Raw genomic sequence first — 3698 nt, 5'->3', positions numbered from 1 at the left:
CTGAGCGTTCAAGAAGATCTCGAACAGCATGCCGTCGAGGACTGCCTTGCGCTTCTCGTCCGCGACGCCCGCCATCCGGTTCATGAAGTTCTGGATGAAGAAGCCTGCGCTGTTAGAGCAGCCGTCGGCCGCCTGCAGGATGTTGCGACCCAGGACGAACAGGCTGTCGGCGGACGCCCGGTTCATCATGGCTGCGTCGAGCGTCGTGAACACCGGGTTCTGCGCATTCCAGTTGTGCGACTTCAATCCCTTGATCGAGACGTGGGCGGGGTCGGATTCGTCGAGGACGAAGGTCTTGTCCTTGATCGCGCTGCCGCCGTAGTCGGTGATCCGTGACGCGACGCTCAGGTTGAAGAAGAACTCTCCCGAGAGCGAGGTGTGCTCCCAAGACACCTGTTTGCCGCCGGTGTTCGCGCTCAAGGTGTTGCGCACCCGCTTGAACATGGCCTCGATGGTCACGTCCGGCGTCTCGATGTGTTTCAGCAGGGCGTCGGTATAGGCGCCGTTGCGGCCCGTTCCGTCGCTGGCGGTCTGGCCCGGCGAAGTGGAGAAGGCAATCAGCGTTCCCTTCGGCGCATAGACCGACGCCATCCCCCGGGCACCGCCCCGCCAGCCGCGTTCCCACGGATTGTTGCGGCAGGCGTCGAGAATGATGATGTTGGTCGTGGTCTTAGCCTTGTCCATCGAGGAGATGACCTTGTTGAGGGCGAGCGAGCTGTATTTCGCATCGTCCTCGTCGTCGGTTTGGGAGTCGGTGGCGAGAAGGTAGTTCTCCCCGTCGATCTGCACGCCGTGTCCGGCGAAGAAGAACAAGGCGATGTCGCCGTCCTTCGACGCCGCGTGGAAGGCCTTCAGGGCCTTGTCCATCTCGGCGCCCTTGGCGTCCGTGACCGCGGTCACGGCGAAGCCGCGAGCCTGAAGGGAGGCCGCGAGGTCGGTCGCATCGTTTGTGGGGTTCTTCAGCGCGCCGGCGCCGGGATAGCCGCCGTTGCCGATGATCAGTGCTGTCAGCCGTTTCATCCTATCGGCTCCCGCTCACGGGGGCCGGGATCGCGCCGATGGCCGTTGGAAGCCGACGCTGGATATTTCGACGGGCGTTAGATGGAATAGATCTTGTAGTATTCATAATAGAAATCCTTGTGTTCGATGTTGCAATCTCCTGTCTCTGTGGGCGGAAGATGGATTGTGTAAGTTCGAGATTGATCTTACGCCTAAAGCATAGCTCGTTTTCAAGCATTTGTCAAGTAAAAACACGTCAGCCCCTTGACGTGCTCACCGGCGCGTGCAGCCCGCTTCGAGATCTTGGCCAGGGGAATGCCTTCCCCTACGTCCGAGCCTTGAGGTCTCGGCCGACCCCTTCCAGCGGGGACGACCCGCAACGCCCCGGGCAAGGAGAGCAGCCGGCGGCGTGCTCGGTCCCGCCGCGTTCCGCGGCTCCTACGGGTCCGCCCCTGCGGGCGCTTCGCGCCGCCAGCCGCTCGACGGCGCTTCCCGCCTGGCCTGCGGCCAGGCTCCTGGCGGCCTTCATTTCTGCGGGTGGGCCGCCTAGTCGGCGCCCCAATTCTTGAGGGTCGCTCCCTCAGGAATGGGCTCGCCGACCAGATTAACCCATGTCGCAAGCTCGCGGTCCCAGCTCACCGCGATCAGCTGGGCGCCGCCGGCGAACCGGAACCAGCCGCGGATCACACGGCCGTCCTTGGGCGCGGTCTCGGTGGGGTGGGGGGCGATCATCGTTTTCCGGGCCTGACGCGGCCTAATCCTCGTAGAGCCGCTCCGGGTCGGGGTGGGCCGCTTTTTTCCCGACGATCCGTTCGATCAGGGTGTTGAACCGGGGGCCGTGAAAGCTGAGCGACATCATCGCGGTGTCGACGTTCTTCCAAGTTAGAGGCGCGACGGTGTCGACCCTTCGCCGGGCGTAGCCGAAGCACGACGTGGCCTGGGCGTAGACGATCGCCGCGTCCAGCAGATAGGTGTCGACCTCGCTGGCCATCACCGAAGACCCGCTGCGGACCTTGGAAATCAGGGTGAGACGCGAAGTCAGGACCTGGATGTTGGAGATCAGACGGTTCAGCCGGGCGCGGACGGCCTCGTCGTCGGCCGCCTCGATCACGTTGACGATGAGGCTCAGGTCGGTTTCCGAGACCTTCGGCGGCGCGAACTTATCCCGGGCGGTCTTCGGGATGGGGTTCCTGACCGGCAGGTCTCTTAGCGCGTCGCTGACCGCCTCAGCCCAGGCGCACAGGCTGCTGAGGGTCGGATTGAGCGCGGCCCGCATCGCGTTGATCCGGGCTTCTCGCCGCTCCTCTTCGTGGCGTCGCATCAGATCGAGCTGGTCGCGGCCGAGCTTCACCTGGTCCTTCGCGGCCCGCAGCGCCGAGACCGAGATGAAGATGGCGGCCGCGGCGACGAAGGTAGAGGCCATGGCGCCGGCCAGGTCCTGCCAATCCTGAAGAACGCCTAAGGCGCCGGTGTATTGAGCAGGCACTTTTAAGTCTCCTCGCCTTCGCCCTCGACAGGCACGGAGGCGGCACCCCCAAGCGCCTCGTAGCGGCGGGCCGACAGCCACTGCAGGCGTTTGGCCTGGGTGAGGAGGACGCGCCGCAGGCCGCCCTGGACCTTCCGCTCGGAGATCACCTGGGCGAGCCGCGAGAGGATCAGCGAGCGGCGGGCGATGCGGAAATCGGGATGCGAGCGCAGCTCGTGGACGCGCTCGGAGACGATGCGGCCCCGGAAGGAGGGCGGCGACTCGACGGCTAGGTCGCCGGGCGGCGGGTCCTTCTCATTGAGGATGGCCTTGAACTGCGAGTCGGCCACGGCGCGTTCGGTGATCAGACGCTCGAGCGCATCGAGGTGCTGTCGGGCGGCCAGGTCGGCGCGGTTCGATTCCTGGAACTGGGGGAGGGGCCAAACCTCGATCTCGAAGACCTCGAAGGGGTCCAGGACCGACATGGCGACGGCGTCGGTGCGCTGGTTGGTCAGGTGGCGGCGGATGCGGGTGCGCAGGCGCTCGTTGGTCTGGCCGACATAAATCGGCTCACCGTCGTAGTCGAAGAAGGCGTAGACGCCCCAACGGTAGTTGCCGACGAAGGGCCGGGTCCCGGACGGATCGTCGAACGGGCTGTCGAGGAAGGTCGCCAGGTTCCGGCGCAGATCCTCGGTCTCGAATGGGGGGAAGTTGACCGCGTCGGGGTCGCGCCTGAAGAAGTCGGTCACGCCACCTCGCGCGCCTCCAGCGCCTCGGCAAGCAACGGCTCCAGGATGTGCTGGGCCAGATGGCGCACCACGTCTACCACCACGCCATCGCCGGTCAGGTGGTAGGCCTCGTTGTAGTTCTTCGGCAGCTTGTAGTCGTCCGGCAGACCCATCAGGCGGGCGGTCTCGCGCGCCGAGATCAGGCGCGAGCGGATCGTCTTGCCGTCGATCACCAGGATGACCTGGCGGCTGGAGCCGCCGGCCGGGGTGCGCAGGCAGCCCGAGACGTCGTCGAACCGGACTTCCGCGCGCTGCACCTTTGCGCCCAGCTCGTCGAGCCGCGTGCGGTTGTAGACGCCGCCGACCATACGGCGGCCGGCGCGCATCGCGGCCGTCACCTTGGCCTTGTTTAGCGGGGTCATCTTAGTCAGCAGCCGTTCGGTCTCGGCCGGCGTGTGCCAGGCGACGCTTGTCGGGTTCTCCTCGATCTCATCGGCGAAGGTGCT

Annotated in this window: 5 protein-coding genes; all 5 read right to left on the bottom strand. The window is 65.7% G+C overall.

All coding sequences use genetic code 11. The annotated features are described in order from the left end of the window. Nucleotides 1-1020 (bottom strand): caspase family protein (locus QZV94_RS23920; protein ID WP_293682811.1); only part of this gene is annotated, 1020 nt, incomplete at its 3' end. Nucleotides 1021-1545: 525 nt separating this feature from the next. Further along, nucleotides 1546-1731 carry a hypothetical protein gene (locus tag QZV94_RS23915; protein ID WP_293682809.1) on the bottom strand — a complete coding sequence of 62 codons (186 nt, stop codon included), beginning with the start codon at nt 1729-1731 and terminating at the stop codon, nt 1546-1548. A gap of 22 nt (nt 1732-1753) precedes the next feature. Continuing rightward, the gene (locus tag QZV94_RS23910; RefSeq protein WP_293682807.1) at nt 1754-2485 is read right to left on the bottom strand and encodes a hypothetical protein; all 732 of its coding nucleotides are present in this window, start codon (nt 2483-2485) and stop codon (nt 1754-1756) included. Nucleotides 2486-2487: 2 nt separating this feature from the next. Further along, entirely contained in the window at nt 2488-3213 is a 726-nt protein-coding gene (locus QZV94_RS23905; RefSeq protein ID WP_293682805.1) for a GIY-YIG nuclease family protein, read from the bottom strand. After that, nucleotides 3210-3698 (bottom strand): DNA cytosine methyltransferase (locus QZV94_RS23900; RefSeq protein WP_293682803.1); only part of this gene is annotated, 489 nt, incomplete at its 5' end. The genes QZV94_RS23900 and QZV94_RS23905, both read right to left, overlap by 4 nt.

Source organism: uncultured Phenylobacterium sp., assembly GCF_902826855.1.
Taxonomy (GTDB): domain Bacteria; phylum Pseudomonadota; class Alphaproteobacteria; order Caulobacterales; family Caulobacteraceae; genus Phenylobacterium.
Note: the sequence above shows the minus strand (reverse complement) of the source record. Positions and strands in the feature narration are given on the sequence as shown.